At 35.1% G+C, this 18141-nt stretch carries 13 protein-coding genes and 1 other annotated feature; of the genes, 6 read left to right on the plus strand and 7 right to left on the minus strand.

The features are described 5' to 3' along the window. Positions 1-466: 466 nt before the first annotated feature. A complete protein-coding gene (gene serS, locus JVV30_RS09970) occupies positions 467-1753 on the minus strand; it encodes a serine--tRNA ligase (protein WP_204194125.1) in 1287 nt (428 codons plus the stop codon). 86 nt (positions 1754-1839) lie between these two features. Then, positions 1840-2038 (minus strand) — a binding site (T-box leader). A 366-nt stretch (positions 2039-2404) separates the two neighbouring features. Here serS and JVV30_RS09975 point away from each other — a divergent pair. Then, the gene (locus JVV30_RS09975; protein WP_053030330.1) at positions 2405-3217 is read left to right on the plus strand and encodes an NAD(P)H-hydrate dehydratase; all 813 of its coding nucleotides are present in this window, start codon (positions 2405-2407) and stop codon (positions 3215-3217) included. A gap of 87 nt (positions 3218-3304) precedes the next feature. On the opposite strand, the gene gyrA is transcribed toward JVV30_RS09975, so the two are convergent. The 6 genes from gyrA to dnaA all read right to left on the minus strand — a co-directional run bounded on the left by gyrA (position 3305) and on the right by dnaA (position 12586). Beyond that, positions 3305-6004: a DNA gyrase subunit A gene (gene gyrA / locus JVV30_RS09980; RefSeq protein ID WP_204194126.1), complete on the minus strand. Its 2700-nt coding sequence runs from the start codon at positions 6002-6004 to the stop codon at positions 3305-3307. Positions 6005-6100: 96 nt separating this feature from the next. Further along, entirely contained in the window at positions 6101-8035 is a 1935-nt protein-coding gene (gene gyrB, locus JVV30_RS09985; protein WP_053030328.1) for a DNA topoisomerase (ATP-hydrolyzing) subunit B, read from the minus strand. Between the two features lie 9 nt (positions 8036-8044). Beyond that, positions 8045-9160 carry a DNA replication/repair protein RecF gene (recF, locus tag JVV30_RS09990; protein ID WP_053030327.1) on the minus strand — a complete coding sequence of 372 codons (1116 nt, stop codon included), beginning with the start codon at positions 9158-9160 and terminating at the stop codon, positions 8045-8047. Further along, complete coding sequence (gene yaaA / locus JVV30_RS09995; RefSeq protein ID WP_174841934.1) at positions 9157-9399, minus strand: S4 domain-containing protein YaaA; 243 nt, start codon at positions 9397-9399, stop codon at positions 9157-9159. The genes recF and yaaA overlap by 4 nt, the downstream gene beginning before the upstream one ends. 394 nt (positions 9400-9793) lie before the next feature. Beyond that, on the minus strand, positions 9794-10927 hold the full coding sequence (gene dnaN / locus JVV30_RS10000; protein ID WP_053030325.1) for a DNA polymerase III subunit beta: 1134 nt from the start codon (positions 10925-10927) through the stop codon (positions 9794-9796). 300 nt (positions 10928-11227) lie between these two features. Then, a complete protein-coding gene (dnaA, locus tag JVV30_RS10005; RefSeq protein ID WP_204194127.1) occupies positions 11228-12586 on the minus strand; it encodes a chromosomal replication initiator protein DnaA in 1359 nt (452 codons plus the stop codon). A gap of 682 nt (positions 12587-13268) precedes the next feature. Here dnaA and rpmH point away from each other — a divergent pair. The 5 genes from rpmH to rsmG all read left to right on the plus strand — a co-directional run bounded on the left by rpmH (position 13269) and on the right by rsmG (position 18121). Further along, entirely contained in the window at positions 13269-13406 is a 138-nt protein-coding gene (gene rpmH, locus JVV30_RS10010; protein ID WP_000240855.1) for a 50S ribosomal protein L34, read from the plus strand. 112 nt (positions 13407-13518) lie between these two features. Next, a complete protein-coding gene (rnpA, locus tag JVV30_RS10015; protein WP_174841452.1) occupies positions 13519-13869 on the plus strand; it encodes a ribonuclease P protein component in 351 nt (116 codons plus the stop codon). Positions 13870-14025: 156 nt separating this feature from the next. Further along, positions 14026-15405 (plus strand): tRNA uridine-5-carboxymethylaminomethyl(34) synthesis GTPase MnmE, encoded by a 1380-nt coding sequence (gene mnmE / locus JVV30_RS10020; protein WP_204194128.1) that lies wholly within the window; start codon positions 14026-14028, stop codon positions 15403-15405. A gap of 116 nt (positions 15406-15521) precedes the next feature. Further along, positions 15522-17399, plus strand: coding sequence for a tRNA uridine-5-carboxymethylaminomethyl(34) synthesis enzyme MnmG (mnmG, locus tag JVV30_RS10025; protein ID WP_053030321.1), 1878 nt, complete (start codon positions 15522-15524; stop codon positions 17397-17399). Next, entirely contained in the window at positions 17399-18121 is a 723-nt protein-coding gene (rsmG, locus tag JVV30_RS10030) for a 16S rRNA (guanine(527)-N(7))-methyltransferase RsmG (RefSeq protein ID WP_204194129.1), read from the plus strand. The genes mnmG and rsmG overlap by 1 nt, the downstream gene beginning before the upstream one ends. The last annotated feature ends 20 nt before the right edge of the window (positions 18122-18141 follow it).

Below are 18141 nucleotides of genomic sequence, written 5' to 3' on the forward strand. Positions count from 1 at the left end.
ATTAATAATTTCAGTCTAATATACGGATGCTAGAGTGGCAACAACGTTAGACATAGGGTTGTGTGATGTTAGACTAACAGACTACTTATAACTACTGATTTAAAGGGATATTTAATGTTTCTATTTTTGACAACAAAGCGTATATTACAGATCTGAAAGCAGTCTAAATCCACTCTTTTTACTTCATCACTTTATTAAGAAAAAGTGAATTTTTAGCATGATTGATTGTATATTTAAGACATCATAGACCACAATTCAATGTAGTTTCATTGAAGCATTCCTACCACCAATTCACTTTGTTTATGACATTCATATTGGTTTAACACCATAAAAAGAGAGCTGAAAAAGTGTTATATAAACACCTTCTCAGCTCAGTTAGCTACTGCGAGTTTGCACTGTAGCTTTAGTATATTAACGCTTATTCCGAACTCTATAAATTAACGTTATAAGCTAACTAATAATTGAATTAGTCGTTAACTGGACGGATTTCAGTTTTACCACCCATGAATGGTACTAATGCTTCAGGAATTGTAATTGAGCCATCTGCATTTTGGTAGTTTTCAACGATTGCTGCAAATGTACGACCTACTGCAAGACCACTACCATTTAATGTATGTGCTAATTCTGGTTTAGAAGCCGCATCACGTTTGAAGCGGATGTTAGCACGACGCGCTTGGAAATCAGTACAGTTTGAGCAAGAACTGATTTCTTTATAGTTGTCATAACTTGGTAACCAAACTTCTAAGTCATATGTTTTACTTGCACTGAAACCAATATCGCCAGTACATAAGATAACACGACGGTAAGGTAAACCTAATTCTTCAAGAATTGCTTCCGCATTTTGTGTCATATCTTCTAATGCATCCCAAGAATCTTCTGGTTTTTCGATACGTACCATTTCAACTTTGTCGAATTGGTGTAAACGGATTAAACCTCTTGTATCTCTACCTGCTGATCCAGCTTCACTACGGAAACAAGCAGTTTGAGCAGTGAATTTTTCAGGTAGTTCGCCTGGTGGAATGATTTCGTCTCTGTAGAAGTTTGTTAATGGTACTTCTGCAGTTGGGATTGTGTATAGACCTTCTTTTTCAACTTTGAATAAGTCTTCTTCAAATTTAGGTAACTGACCAGTACCAAACATTGTATCTGCGTTAACTAATTGAGGTGTCATCATTTCAGTGTAACCATGTTGTGTTGTATGTTTTGTAAGCATGTAGTTCATTAATGCACGTTCTAATAATGCACCATCTTTAGTTAAGTATACGAAACGCGCACCTGAAATTTTTGCAGCACGTTCAAAGTCTGCCATTTTTAATTCTTCAACTAAGTCCCAGTGTGCTTTAGGTTCGAAGTCAAACTCACGAGGTGTACCCCATTTTTTAACTTCAACATTTTCTTCATCAGAATCCCCTTGTGGTACATCTTCAGCAATTAGGTTAGGAATACGAATTAAGATATCTCTAACTTTATTATCCACTTCATTAAGTTTAGCGTCGTTTTCTTTAATTTCGTCACCAAGTTCACGCATTTCTTTAATAACGTCGTCTGCATTTTCTTTATTACGTTTCTTTTCAGCGATTTCTTCACTTACTTTGTTACGACGTGCTTTCATTTCTTCAGTCTTACCAATTAATTGACGGCGTTCATTATCTAATTCTAATACCTCGTCAACAACTTTAGGATCATCTCCACGTAATTCAATTTTGCTCTTAACTTTGTCAGCTTCTTCTCTGAATAGTCTAATGTCTAACATGTAACATTCATCCTTCCCAATTTTTTGAAAATTTTTATTTTGGATAACATGCGTCTTGCTCAATAAAAAAAGACCACATCCCCTTTACAAGGGACGTGGTCTACGCGTTGCCACCCTATTTAACAATTTGACACAATAGATGTATCGAATTGCACTTTCCTTAAAATAACGGTTATTACCGGTTGTTCACAATTGTAGGTAGATTCGCATAATCATCAATTACTTGTTCACACTCAACACAAGCTCTCTGAAATTAATTGATTATGTTACTTGTCCCACGAACAATAACTTATTAAGTTATTTTTAATATAGCAAACTCCTCTATAATTAGCAAGTAAATGCTAAATAATATTATATTTATCTTATTATATACGCCCTCTATAAAGCCATGTAGGTACCTTATGATACGTATAATTAAATATTCTTCATAATAGTGTTGACGAAAGTCTTTCACAGGTATAATATTTTCTATTGTATTTAAAAAAGGTATAGACAAACAATCCAATTTAGAACTCAATCACCTAGGTCATTATGGATGCTATCGCTACGCATTTCATTGTCACTTGAAATTTGAGTTATATACAGTATTGGCGGTACACACATTTTTCTAGCATTATACGTTCACAACGTCTTCAAGGGAGGGTTTAATTTATGGAAACATTAACAACTGTTAATATTCCAAAGAGAAAAGAAGAGACACATAAAGGTGACTATGGAAAGATTCTACTGATAGGTGGAAGTGCCAATTTAGGAGGCGCAATTATGTTAGCTGCACGTGCATGTGTTTATAGTGGAAGTGGGTTAATTACAGTAGCTACACATCCTACAAACCATGCGGCACTCCATTCACGTTGTCCAGAGGCAATGGTAATCGATATTAACGACACTAAAATGTTAACGAAAATGATTGAAAACACTGATAGCATTTTAATTGGACCAGGGTTAGGTGTCGATTTCAAAGGTAATAACGCAATTACGTTTTTACTACAAAATATACAACCACATCAAAATTTAATTGTTGATGGCGATGCAATTACAATATTTAGTAAATTAAAACCTGATATTCCAACTTGCCGTGTCATCTTTACACCACATCAAAAAGAATGGGAACGTTTAAGTGGTATTCCTATTGAAGAACAAACTTACGAACGTAATAGAGAAGCTGTTGATAAGTTAGGTGCTGCTGTTGTACTGAAGAAACACGGTACTGAAATATTCTTCAAAGATAAGGAATATAGACTGACAATTGGTACGCCAGCAATGGCAACGGGTGGTATGGGCGATACATTAGCTGGAATGATTACTAGCTTTGTTGGCCAGTTTGATGATTTTAGAGATGCAATTACAAGCGCAACATATACACACAGTTATATTGGAGAGAAATTATCTGAATCCATGTACGTTGTGCCACCTTCACGTTTAATTAGTGAAATCCCATATGTAATGAAAGAGTTAGAAAACTAATTGAATTAAATAAAAATAAGACTTCNNGAAGTCTTATTTTTATTTAATGAATATATTCTATTATCACTGATCACTATGGATTAGCCTTTAATTCTCGCCGTCTTCATCATCGTTAGATGCATTATCAATGTCTTCATTCACACGATCCATAAAATCTTGTCTAACTTCAATACGTTCATCTGTTGCATTATCCTTAGCTACTGTTTCCGTATCTTCATCCGCTTCCGTATGGAGTGCATTACCTGGTGTATCATCATCTACAACTTCTTCGCTAGGACTTTCTGTACTTTCTGCATTTGTTTCACCATCTTCAACTTGTGCTGCTTCAGTTGCATCTTCATCTTCTGTTTTATCAATGACTTTAGCAACCGTTGAAACAAATTGATCTTCGCCTAGTTTCATTAAGCGTACACCTTGTGTTGCACGACCATTTTGAGAAATATCTTCTACTTCTAAACGAATAATCACACCACTATTGGTAACAATCATTAAATCTTCTTCACCAGTAACTGTTGTGATACAAACGATGTTACCATTACGTTCTGTAATCTTCGCAGTCTTAATACCTTTACCGCCACGGTTTGATAAGCGATATTCACTTACTGGCGTACGTTTACCATAACCATTTTCAGTGACAACAAGAATTTCATCTTCACTATCGGCATGGGCAACATCTAGACCTACTACAACATCATCTTCACGTAATGAGATACCTCTTACACCTGCAGCAGTTCGACCTAATGGACGTAAACTTGTTTCTGCAAATCTGATTAATGAAGCGTGAGATGTACCAATTAAGATGTCTTGGTGACCATCTGTAAGACGGACTGCAATTAATTCATCATCTTCTTTGAAACCAATCGCAATTTTACCATTCTTATTGATATGTGAGAAATTGCTTAACGCAGAACGTTTCACAATACCGTTTTTAGTTGCAAATACTAAGTAACTATCTTCATCTTCGAGATCTCTAACCGCAATCATAGTACTGATTGTCTCATCATTATCCAATTCAATCGCATTGATGACTGGAATACCTTTAGATTGTCGAGATAATTCTGGCACTTCATAACCTTTAAGTTTGTATACACGACCTTTATTCGTGAAGAATAAAACATGGTCATGCGTACTTAACGTAACAAGTTGGCTGACGAAGTCTTCTTCCAATGTATTCATACCTTGAACACCACGTCCTCCACGGTGTTGTGAACGATACGTAGAAACAGGTAATCGTTTAATATAGTTATTATGACTTAATGTAATAACAATTTGTTCTTCTGGAATAAGATCTTCATCTTCGAGATCATCTAAACCACCTAATTGAATTTCCGTACGACGTTCGTCACCGAAACGTTCTTTGATGTCTGTTAATTCATCTCGAACTAATTGAAGTAACACTTCGTCATCGGCTAAGATTGCTTCTAATTCAGAAATATAGCCGAGCAATTCGTTATATTCATTTTCAATTTTATCTCGTTCTAAACCTGTTAAACGTCTTAAACGCATATCAAGAATTGCTTGTGCTTGGCGTTCAGACAATTTAAAACGCGATTGTAATGTTTCCATTGCGACTTTATCTGTTTCTGATTCACGAATTGTCGTAATAATCTCGTCGATATGATCTAATGCAATGCGTAAACCTTCTAAGATATGTGCACGGTCTTTCGCTTTTTTCAAGTTATATTCTGTACGACGGCGTACGACAGTCTTTTGATGCTCTAAGTATTCAACTAAAGCTTGTTTTAAATTGATTAATTTTGGACGTCCATTAACCAGTGCAATCATATTCACACCGAATGACGTTTGTAATGGTGTTTGTTTGTAGAGATTGTTCAAGATAACATTGGCGTTTGCATCTTTACGTACATCAATAACTACTCTAACACCTGTACGTAAACTTGTTTCATCACGTAAATCTGTAATACCTTCGATTTTCTTGTCACGAACAAGTTCTGCTATCTTTTCAATCATACGTGCTTTATTAACTTGATATGGGATTTGAGTCACTACGATACGTTGGCGACCGCCACCACGTTCTTCAATTTCTGCACGTGCACGCATTTGAATGGAGCCACGTCCTGTTTCATATGCGCGTCGGATACCACTCTTGCCTAGGATTAAACCAGCTGTTGGAAAATCAGGGCCTTGAATATCTTCCATAAGTTCTGCAATCGTAACATCTGGATTCTTACTTAAATGTAAAACACCGTTGATGACTTCAGTTAAATTGTGAGGAGGAATATTTGTTGCCATACCTACAGCAATACCTGATGCACCGTTCACTAATAAGTTAGGGAAACGAGAAGGTAAGACTTCCGGCTCTCTTTCAGTACCATCATAGTTATCTAGGAAATCAATCGTATCTTTATTAATATCACGTAGTAGTTCTAACGTAATTTTAGTCATCTTCGCTTCAGTATAACGCATGGCAGCGGCACCATCACCGTCCATTGAACCGAAGTTACCTTGACCATCAACAAGTGGATAGCGATAGCTGAATGTTTGTGCCATTCTAACCATGGCATCATAAATTGATAAGTCTCCGTGAGGGTGATATTTACCCATTACATCCCCAACGATACGTGCTGATTTTTTATATGGTTTATCAGGGGTCATACCTTGTTCATTTAAGCCATATAAGATACGACGGTGTACAGGTTTTAAACCATCACGTACATCAGGTAACGCACGTGAAACGATAACGCTCATTGCATAGTCTAAAAATGATTCGCGCATCTCGCTGGTTATATTTCGTTCATTTATTCTTGATTGAGGTAAGTCAGCCATCAAGATATCCTCCTTCTATAATCAATTCACTTAAAATAGCAAGACTGCAAGCCATTCGCTATACAGTCTTCAACATGTTCATTCGTTCACGCTAATTTAGAAATCTAGGTTTGCATATACTGCATTGTCTTCGATAAATTGTCTGCGATTTTCAACGACATCACCCATTAACATTTCAAACGTTTGGTCCGCTTCAATCGCATCATCTAATTTAACTTGTAACATCATACGGTTTTCAGGATTCATTGTCGTTTCCCATAATTGATCCGCATTCATTTCTCCTAAACCTTTATAACGTGAAATTTGCCATTTAGGCGTAGGACTTAATTCTGATTTTAATTTATCAAGTTCACGATCGTTAAATACATAATATTTTTGTTTACCTTGGGCCAATTTGTACAATGGTGGTTGTGCGATATATACATATCCCGCTTCAATTAATGGTCTCATGAAACGATAGAAGAACGTTAGTAGTAGCGTTCTAATATGTGCACCATCGACATCAGCATCTGTCATAATTACAATTTTATGATAACGTGCTTTAGTGATATCGAACTCGCCGCCAATACCAGTACCAAAGGCTGTAATCATTTGACGTATTTCATTGTTATTTAGAATACGGTCTAGACGTGCTTTTTCAACGTTTAAGATTTTACCTCTTAATGGCAAAATTGCTTGTGTTTTAGAGTCACGACCTTCTTTTGTAGACCCCCCGGCAGAGTCACCCTCTACTAGGAAGATTTCACTTTCTTCAGGTTTCTTACTTGAACAATCGGCAAGTTTACCTGGTAAGCTTGAAATTTCTAAAGCTGATTTACGGCGTGTTACTTCACGCGCTTTTTTAGCTGCAACACGTGCACGTGATGCCATGATTCCTTTTTCCACAACAATGCGAGCAACATTTGGATGTTCGTATAAGAAACGTTCAAAATGTTCAGCAAACAATCTATCAACAATTTGACGTACTTCAGAGTTACCTAATTTCGTCTTTGTTTGTCCTTCGAATTGAGGATCACCATGTTTAATTGATACGACAGCTGTTAAACCTTCACGTGTATCTTCACCAGACAATCTTTCTTTGTCATCTTTAATGATTTTACTTTGTGTGCCGTAACTATTTAATATACGTGTTAATGCACGTTTAAAGCCATCTTCATGCGTACCACCTTCATACGTGTGAATATTGTTCGCATAAGATAATAAGTTCGTTGCATAACCACTGTTATACTGCATAGCGATTTCAATTTCTACATCATCTTTAGTTTGGTGGATATAGATTGGCTCTTCATGAATTGGCTCTTTATTTTCATTTAGTAATTCAACGTAAGATTTAATACCGCCTTCATAATGATATGTATCTTCACGTTGTTCTTCATCTTCACGTTCATCTCTTAAAGTGATTGAAATACCTTTGTTTAAGAATGCCAGCTCTCTAATACGTTTTTGAAGTGTTTCATAGTCATAAACGGTTGTTTCAGTGAATATTTCGCCATCTGCTTTAAAGCGAATCACTGTACCTGTTTTATCAGTGCTACCTACTTCTTTAAGATCAAATTGTGGTACACCTTTTTTATATGCTTGATGATAGATTGTATCGTTACGATGAACGTATACCTCTAAGTCTTCAGACAATGCGTTAACAACTGAAGAACCTACACCATGTAGACCGCCAGATACTTTATAACCGCCACCGCCGAATTTACCACCAGCATGCAGTACAGTTAAGATAACTTCAACTGCTGGACGACCCATTTTTTCTTGAATATCAACAGGAATACCTCGACCATTGTCAGTTACTTTAATCCAATTGTCTTTTTCAATAATTACTTCAATTTGATCTGCATAACCAGCAAGTGCCTCGTCGATACTGTTATCCACGATTTCCCATACTAAGTGGTGCAAACCTCTCTCTGAAGTTGAACCTATATACATACCAGGTCTTTTACGAACGGCTTCTAACCCTTCTAATACCTGTATCTGTCCAGCACCATAGTTATCTGTGTTGTTTACATCTGACAATGTATTCACCATCACTTTCTATTACTTTATAATTTCACCTTGATTGATTCGATAAAGCTTAGCATTGTTCATAATCTCATGATCTATGCCGTCTACGGATGTTGTCGTTACAAAGGTTTGTACTTTATGTTGAATCGTGCTTAGTAAATGTGTTTGTCGAGAATCATCTAATTCGCTTAACACATCATCTAGTAGTAAGATTGGATATTCTCCAACTTCAATGTTCATTAACTCTATTTCTGCTAGTTTAATGGATAATGCGGTCGTACGTTGTTGTCCTTGAGACCCATATGTTTGCGCATCCATATCATTTACATTAAAGCCTAAATCATCTCTATGCGGGCCAAATAAACAAACACCACGTTCCATTTCACGCTTAATATTGTCATTTAACAGTGTAATCACTTCGTCTAATAACGCTTGCGCATCTTTATCCATATCACTGAGTTTTATACTTGGTAAATAAGTCAACGATAACGTTTCTCTGTCATTAGTGATACCAGCATGAATCGGTTTAGCCAATGATTCTAATTCTTTGATGAAATGTGCTCGTCTCAACGTTACATTCAATGCATATTGCGCAAATTGTTGGTTTAAGACTTCTAACATCGTAGTGTCTTGTTTATGACCAAGTTGCAACTGCTTTAAGTAGTTATTCTTCTGTTTAAGAATACGTTGGTATTGAGCCAAGTCATTTAGATAAACTGCAGAGATTTGACCTAATTCCATATCAATGAACCGTCTTCGTATCTGTGGTGCACCTTTGACAATATTTAAGTCTTCTGGCGCAAAAAGAACCACGTTAAGATGTCCAACATACTGCGTTAGTCGACTTTGTTCTAAGTGGTTCACTTTTACTTGTTTACCTTTTTTAGTTATAAACATCGTTAATGGCATCGTTCCATGTCTATAATTTAGTACACCCTCTATTTTAGCATACTCTGAGTTAAACCGTATAAGCTCCTTGTCATTCGATGTGCGATGACTTTTAGCTAAAGCTAATGTGTAAATTGATTCAAGTAAATTCGTCTTCCCTTGTGCATTTTCTCCGATCAGAATATTCACATCAGGATGACATTCAAGCGTAACTTCTTCATAGTTACGATAATTCTCTAATTGGAGTGTTTTAAGTTTCATTGTTCACCTTGATGAATAATGATTACAGAATCAATTTCAGGGATATCAGGGAAATCAATTCGATCTTGGTTGGCTAGTTTTTTACCACGACGTGTTTCGCGTTCACCATTAATTAAAACTTCATAATCTTGTAAGAACCATTTAGCTTGGCCACCTGATTCTATAATGCCTTCAGTTTTAAGAAACTGGCCTAACGTAATATCGCCTTCAACCACTACTTCTTGAACCAAAATAATCACTCCGTTTCTTTATGTGTCATTAATATATTATACCTTTTTTAGGTTTAAATTTCATTTAAAATGGAATGTGAAACCGTTTACTTCACAATATCTTTATACATATTTAAATTTTGAAGGAAAATTGCCTATATTTTTCAAATTGAAGCGGCTTTTTTTGAATAAGCAAAGGGGTTAAAAATGATTTCATTACTCATATAGCCCTATTTTTAATTTTAAGGGCCATTTTTGCGTAAAAAGAAGTTGTTTAGAGTTATCCACTAGTTTTTAAGATTAACGTCTATATTGAAGGCTGAATGTGCTTATTATGTATTTTAAAAAGGAGTTAGACAACATTCTTTAAGAATGCATTGTCTAACTCCTAATTTTTTGATGCTGAGGGTATGGCCCTCTAAAACTAATATGTTCTAATTGGTAAAATTAATTGCGTAACAGAGTCATCTGCTTTTGGTTTAAGAATGAATGGTTTCATCGTACCAAAGAATTCTACTTCAACTTCATCATTATCGATTGCCTTCAGCGCATCCATCATATAACGAGAGTTAAATGAAATCTTCAAGTTGCCACCTTCTACATCAGTTGCTGTCACTTCTTCTTTTACAGTACCGATTTCAGGTGATGTTGATGATAATTCTACAACGTCATTACCTGTGCTCAACTTAATAACATTGTTACCACCTTCTCGTGCTAATAAAGAAGCACGATCAATTGCGTGATAGAATTCACCGTTGTCTAAACCTAATTTAATTTCATAATTCTCTGGGAATAGACGTGTCGTATCTGGATAATGACCTTCTAATAAACGAGAAATAAAGTTTACATTACCAACTTTAAATAATACTTGGTTTGAAGCGAAGAAAATATCGATTTCTTCATCACTATCACTCATAATTTTATTCAATTCTGATAAAGCTTTACCTGGAATAATGACATTTTTGTTTTCTGACTCATCTTCCAACTTCAATTTTCTTACAGCTAAGCGGTGTGAATCAGTCGCAGTGCATATTAATTCATTATCTTGTATAAGCCAGTTCACACCAGTAAGTACTGGGCGTGTTTCTGAGGTGGACACTGCGAAATTTGTTTGTGCAATGATATTTTTTAAGACTTTTACTGATAATTGAATGGCGTCATCACGTGATACTTGAGGTAATAATGGATATTGATCAGGATCTAAACCACTTAAGTTAAATTCTGAATGTCCAGATGTAATCAGTGTTTGGAATTGTTCGTTTGTTGATAATTTTACGTCTTTACCTGGTAATTTTTTAATAATATCTACGAAGAAACGACCAGGAAGCACTACTGAACCTGTTTCAGAAATAGTGACAATATCCTCACCATCAACTTGTTTAGGGATTGTAATTTCAATAGATATCTCAGAATCTGAACCAGTAAGAATGACCTCGTTGTCTTTAGCATCGATTTTGATACCTGTTAAAATCGGTAATGTTGTTCTTGGTGAGATGGCTTTTAATGTGTCATTTAATTGATTAATAAAATAATCTCTTCTAATTGTGAATTCCATCATTAATTTAAACTCCTTCCAGTCGTTTATATATAATTATATAGGTTTTAAATTCATAGTAATAGTAGTAGGGCTTGTGGATTAGTGGATATGTTAAGAAAATCCTTATGTGCCAAAGTTATACACATGTGGATAAACTGTTGATGCTGTGTATTACTTTTTAACATTATCCACAATTGCTAACAAAATCATCTTGTTCACTTGTCAGACTTATTGGCGCTTCATTCAAGGTAACAGACCATTTATATTATTTCCCACTCTTAAACGTCGTAATCTGTTGTATAACAGTTTCGAATGTTTACATTATTGATTGCGAATTTCTTTTTCTAAATCTTCTACTTCTTGTTTAAAAATTGGATCTGCTTTGATATCCTTTGCGATTTTCTCGTGTGCATGAATAACCGTTGTATGATCGCGACCACCGAATTCTTCACCAATCTTAGGTAATGAGAAATCAGTAAGTTCCCTTGATAGATACATAGCGATTTGACGAGGATACGCAATTGATTTGGTACGTTTTTTCGCACTAAAATCTTCAATACGAACGTTATAGTAATGCCCAACGACTTTCTGAATATCTTGAATTGTAATCTTTTTAGATTTAGGAACTTGAATAATATCTTTAAGTGCTTCTGCTGCTAATTCAGTTGTAATCGGTCTGCCTTGAAGCTTCGAATAGGCAAGTAAACGCGTGAGCGCACCTTCTAATTCACGAATGTTTGATTGAATTTGATTAGCAATATAATTTAATGCTTCAGCTGGAATTTCTAAATTTTCTTCTTCGATTTTTTTCTGAAGAATTGCCATACGTGTTTCATAATCAGGAGGCGTAATATCAACGATTAAGCCCCATTCAAATCGAGAACGTAAACGGTCCTCTAATTTAGCGATTTCTTTAGGTGGGCGGTCACTTGAAATGACAATTTGCTTCTTATTTTGATGTAATTCATTAAATGTGTGGAAGAACTCCTCTTGCGTTTGTTCTTTATTTTGAATGAATTGAATATCGTCAATCAGTAACACGTCAATGTTTCTATATTTCTCTCTAAAAGCTTCTGGTTCATTGTTACGAATTGATTTAATGAAGTCATTTGTGAATTTTTCACTTGAAGTGTATAGCACTTTAGCATTTGGTTGATTACTGAGAACATGATGACCAATCGCATGCATAAGGTGCGTTTTACCAAGACCCACACCACCATAAATAAATAGAGGATTGTATGCTTGGGCTGGTGCTTCAGCAACTGCAAGACTTGCTGCATGTGGAAATCTATTACCAGGTCCAATAACGAACGTATCAAATGTATTGTGTGTATTAAATTGATCTGTACCTTCATGAACATCCTCAATGATGTGACGCTGAGGTTCGCTGCTTGGTGATTTAGCTTTACGACTCTCTTCATCAAGTTCTGCTAATTGTTCAGCAGTGAAAAATTTGGGTTCAACTTCATAACCAATAACATCTTTCATAATTGTTTGAATAACTTCTTTATAGTTAGAATTTAACCACTCTGCATAAAATTCATGTATTACGAAAATGATTGCAACGTTATCACGAATTTCTTTAAGCTCCGTATCTTTCAAAAAAGTATTAAATGTCGATTTAGATATTTCTGATTCAGCAACGTCTAATACTTTTTTCCAAATTTCTTGTTCTGACATATAATAAACTCCATCTTCTTTAAATTTAAGACTTATACACAGACATTTAGACAAGTGGATAAAAATAATCACAGCATGTTAATAATTATCCACAAGTTAATAACATTCGGTGGATAACTTTATATATGCTATGATTTATTCACACTAAAAACGTATATAAAATCAATAAATAAATCCTGTTAAAATAATGAATTAGACGACTTATCCACACAATTATACTTTTTAACCAAGAGAGATGTCAAATAGGTGTGAATATGTTGTTAAATTAGGTATAAATCTGTTAATAATGGTTATATTATCCACAATTATTGAATGGTCATCTGTGTATAAGTGGATAATTTTTGAAATAAAAGCACCATGTATTATAACAGCCTTGGGAAATAATTTATAAAGATGTATTTAAAATGAATAACGAAAGTACTATAGACTCGGCGCAAAATGTATAAATATTAAAAAATGATTTTGTGACAAAGTTTACTAAAAAAATAGTATCTTACTGCAAATGCTGCTTGCTTTATAAATAGTAATTTGTTATATTGTAGTAGTTGCTTGAATTATGACTAGATAAAATTGAATTAAAACAAGAATTCTGATATCAGAAAGTATAATTTATCTATTAAAATAATCAGGATCACTACAAGAGCGAGTGAGCTGGATAAATATGTAGATGGAGGTGTTTTGCATGGTAAAACGTACTTATCAACCAAATAAACGTAAACATAGTAAAGTTCATGGTTTCAGAAAACGTATGAGCACTAAAAATGGCCGTAAAGTTTTAGCACGTCGTCGTCGTAAAGGCCGTAAAGTTTTATCAGCATAAGATCACTGACTTCTCAGTGGTCTTTTTTTTCGTTTCAATAGGTATAAATTGGGACACGCTATATCAGAACGAACATAAAATAGAATGGCAAAGAATAATATAAGCGAGTGATGTGAACGTGGAGAAAGCTTACCGTATTAAAAAGAATACTGATTTCCAAACCATTTATAAAAGAGGCAAATCGGTAGCAAATAGACAGTTTGTTGTTTATACCTATAATAGTAATAAAGATCATTTCCGATTAGGAATTAGCGTATCTAAAAAGTTAGGTAATGCAGTGACTCGAAACAGAATTAAACGTGCGATTAGAGAAAATTTCAAAGTTCATAAAGAAGATATCATCGCACGTGACATTATCGTTATCGCTAGGCAACCAGCTAAAGACATGTCTACACTTGAAATTCAAGGTAGCTTAGAACATGTACTTAAAATTGCGAAAGTGTTTAATAAAAGGATTAAATAAGCAGGGTAGGGGAGATGTTAAGACTACCGTCAGTCTGACGTCAGACAAACAGGAGTCTTACCTTTATAACAATCAATCAACTTGTTAGCAATTTTAATAGAAACAAATTACAATGTTATAATGAAATTTTACTTGAATAAGGAGGCGAGGATAATCATGGATTTCGATACAATTACTAGTATTTCAACGCCAATGGGTGAAGGTGCAATTGGTATTGTCCGTTTATCTGGACCGCAAGCCGTTGAAATTGGAGATAAACTATATAAAGGAAAGAAAAAGTTAGAAGACGTAGATTCCCATACGATTAACTATGGTCATATCGTCGATCCAGAAACAAATGAAGTTGTTGAAGAAGTTATGATATCTGTGTTGAGAGCACCAAGAACATTTACCCGTGAGGATATTATTGAAATTAATTGTCACGGTGGTATTTTAACCATTAATCGTATATTAGAACTAACAATGACGTATGGCGCTAGAATGGCAGAGCCGGGTGAATATACTAAGCGTGCATTCTTAAACGGACGAATTGATTTATCTCAAGCTGAAGCTGTTATGGACTTTATTCGTTCTAAAACAGATCGTGCTTCTAAAGTTGCTATGAATCAAATTGAAGGGCGTCTCAGCGACTTAATTAAACGACAACGACAATCCATTTTAGAAATTCTCGCGCAAGTAGAAGTGAACATTGATTATCCTGAATATGACGATGTTGAAGATGCAACAACAGAGTTCTTATTAGAACAATCTAAAAAAATTAAAAACGAAATTAACCTTCTATTAGAAACTGGGACACAAGGTAAGATTATGAGAGAAGGTCTTTCAACAGTAATTGTTGGTAAACCAAATGTAGGGAAATCATCAATGTTAAATAATCTTATTCAAGATAATAAAGCGATTGTAACTGAAGTTGCAGGTACGACGCGTGACGTCTTAGAAGAATACGTTAATGTCAGAGGTGTACCTTTAAGATTGGTAGACACTGCGGGCATTCGTGACACTGAAGATATCGTTGAAAAGATTGGTGTTGAACGTTCACGAAAAGCCTTAAGCGAAGCAGATTTAATCTTATTTGTCTTAAATAATAATGAACCTTTAACACAAGAGGATCGTACTTTATATGAAGTTATCAAAAATGAAGATGCTATCGTCATTGTAAATAAAACAGATTTAGAACAACATTTAGATATAGATGAAGTTAAAGAAATGATTGGTGATACGCCACTTATTCAAACCTCTATGCTTAAACAAGAAGGCATCGATCAACTAGAATTACAAATACGTGATTTATTCTTTGGTGGCGATGTTCAAAACCAAGATATGACATATGTATCTAATTCAAGACATATTTCTCTATTGAAACAAGCTAGAAATGCAATTCAAGATGCGATTGAGGCAGCGGAATCTGGTATTCCTATGGACATGGTTCAAATTGATTTAACGCGTACATGGGAACTATTAGGTGAGATTATTGGTGAATCCGCAAGTGATGAATTAATTGACCAATTATTTAGTCAGTTCTGTTTAGGAAAATAATGAAATTGCAGATCATAGCCATTCGAGAACGAAATAATAAACATTAAACAAATTAAGACGGTAGGAAGTCTTAGTAATAAAATATAGAAAAAGGAAATTTAAAGGAGGTCAATCAGGTGGTTCAAGAATATGATGTAATTGTCATTGGTGCTGGGCATGCAGGAATTGAAGCAGGTTTAGCATCTGCAAGACGTGGTGCCAAAACGCTAATGTTAACAATTAATTTAGACAACATTGCCTTTATGCCATGTAATCCATCAGTAGGTGGTCCAGCTAAAGGTATTGTCGTTCGTGAAATTGACGCATTAGGTGGCCAAATGGCAAAAGCAATTGATAAAACGCATATCCAAATGCGTATGTTAAATACTGGTAAAGGCCCAGCTGTACGTGCATTACGTGCGCAAGCCGATAAAGTATTGTACCAACAAGAAATGAAACGTGTAATTGAAGATGAAGATAATTTAGATATCATGCAAGGTATGGTAGACGAATTAATCATTGAAGATGATGAAGTTAAAGGTGTGCGTACAAATATCGGCACTGAATATCGTGCACAAGCGGTTGTAATTACTACAGGTACGTTTTTACGTGGTGAAATTATTTTAGGTAATATGAAATATTCAAGTGGTCCAAACCACCAACTTCCATCTATTACGTTAGCTGATAATTTAAGAGAATTAGGCTTTGAAGTTGTACGTTTTAAAACGGGTACACCACCACGTGTGAATGCAAAAACAATCGACTACTCTCAAACTGAAATTCAACCAGGTGATGAGGTAGGTCGTGCATTTAGCTTTGAAACTACAGAATATATACTTGATCAATTACCATGTTGGTTGACGTATACAAATGATCGTACACATAAAGTCATCGATGATAACTTACACTTATCAGCCATGTATTCAGGTATGATTAAAGGGACAGGTCCACGTTATTGTCCATCAATTGAAGATAAATTTGTCCGTTTCAACGATAAACCTAGACATCAACTTTTCTTAGAGCCTGAAGGTCGTCATACGAATGAAGTATACGTTCAAGGGCTTTCAACAAGCTTGCCAGAACATGTGCAACGTCAAATGTTAGAAACAATTCCTGGTCTTGAAAAGGCCGACATGATGCGTGCCGGTTATGCGATTGAATATGATGCCATTGTACCAACGCAATTATGGCCAACATTAGAAACTAAAATGATTAAAAACTTATATACAGCCGGTCAAATTAATGGTACATCAGGATATGAAGAAGCGGCTGGACAAGGTATTATGGCGGGAATCAACGCAGCGGGTAAAGTGTTAGGGACAGGAGAAAAAATCTTAAGCCGTTCAGATGCATACATCGGTGTGTTAATTGACGATTTAGTTACGAAAGGTACAAATGAACCGTATCGTTTATTAACTTCTCGTGCTGAATATAGATTGCTATTACGTCATGATAATGCCGATCTACGTTTAACAGATATGGGTTATGAATTAGGTATGATTTCTGAAGAACGCTATGCACGCTTTAATGAAAAGCGCCAACAAATTCAAGATGAAGTTGAACGTCTAACTAATATTCGCATTAAACCAAATGAACATACGCAATCTGTTATTGAAGCACATGGTGGTTCACGTCTTAAAGATGGTATATTGGCGATTGATTTATTACGACGTCCAGAGATGACGTATGATACGATTTTAGAAATCTTAGAAGAAACGCATCAATTACCTGAAGCGGTTGAAGAGCAAGTTGAAATTCAAACGAAATATGAAGGTTATATCAATAAATCATTACAACAAGTTGAGAAAGTTAAACGTATGGAAGCGAAAAAAATTCCTGAAGACTTAGATTATAGTAAAGTTGATAGTTTAGCGACTGAAGCACGTGAAAAATTAGCTGAAGTTAAACCATTGAATATTGCACAGGCATCACGAATCTCTGGTGTTAACCCAGCAGACATTTCAATCTTACTTGTTTATTTAGAACAAGGTAAATTGCAAAGGGTGAAAAATTAATGAGTGGCGTAGAATGGCTAGCTAAAGAATTAAGTGAACATGGAATTGCGTTGTCAGATAAACAAAAAGAACAATTTCAGACATATTATCGTCTACTTGTTGAGTGGAATGAGAAAATGAATCTCACTAGTATTACAGATGAACATGAAGTTTATTTGAAACATTTCTATGATTCTATTACACCAAGCTTTTATTATGATTTTAATCAGCCCTTAGCCATTTGTGATGTTGGCGCGGGTGCTGGTTTCCCAAGTATTCCATTAAAAATTGTATATCCTGAGTTGAAAGTGACGATTGTAGATTCACTAAATAAACGTATCCAATTTTTAAATCATTTAGCTGCCGAACTTGGCTTAACACAAGTTAGCTTTGTGCATGATCGAGCTGAAACATTCGGCAAAGGCGTTAATAGAGAAACATATGATGTTGTAACCGCACGTGCAGTAGCCAGACTTACAGTGCTAAGTGAATTATGCTTGCCTTTAGTTAAAAAGGGTGGCCATTTCATCGCATTGAAGTCTTCTAAAGGAGAAGAAGAATTAGAAGAAGCGCAATTTGGGATTAGTATATTAGGTGGCGTCTTTAGTGATTCTTACACTTTCGATTTACCTGAAGATGCTGGAGAACGACAAATGATTATAATTGATAAACGTCGTCAAACATCTAAAAAATATCCTAGAAAACCTGGTACGCCTAATAAATCTCCTTTACTAGAAAATTAATAGCACTTACATGTTAAAAT

It is taken from the genome of Staphylococcus sp. GDY8P47P, from assembly GCF_016892225.1.
Taxonomy (GTDB): Bacteria; Bacillota; Bacilli; order Staphylococcales; family Staphylococcaceae; genus Staphylococcus; species Staphylococcus borealis.